Source organism: Pseudonocardia sp. SID8383, assembly GCF_009864975.1.
In the GTDB taxonomy this organism is placed as follows: domain Bacteria; phylum Actinomycetota; class Actinomycetes; order Mycobacteriales; family Pseudonocardiaceae; genus Pseudonocardia; species Pseudonocardia alni.
Genome location: NZ_WWFY01000029.1, coordinates 1 through 221, shown reverse-complemented (window position 1 = coordinate 221; position 221 = coordinate 1). Strand labels below are relative to the sequence as shown.

The following is a 221-nucleotide window of genomic DNA, read 5'->3' as shown; positions in this document are numbered from 1 at the left end:
CAGCCAGGGCCACGGCGTCGCCGAGACCGCACCGGAGCCCGCGGGGGCGTTCGGTGCGGTCAGCCCGGAACGGGCCGAGGCCAGCTCCACCGCCGACGGCGGCACGGCGACCAGCCGCAGGGTCAGCACCACCGCGGCCGCCCCGGCGAGCCCGACCAGCACGCCCAGCACGCGGCGGGCGATCCCGGACAGCGCGACCAGCGCGGCGACGGCCGCCACCA

The 221-nt window shown here is 80.5% G+C and carries 1 protein-coding gene; it reads right to left on the bottom strand.

All coding sequences use genetic code 11. From position 1 onward, the window contains the following. A partial coding sequence (locus tag GTW08_RS00705; RefSeq protein ID WP_202416213.1) for a Trp biosynthesis-associated membrane protein occupies window positions 1–221 on the bottom strand: 221 nt, incomplete at both ends.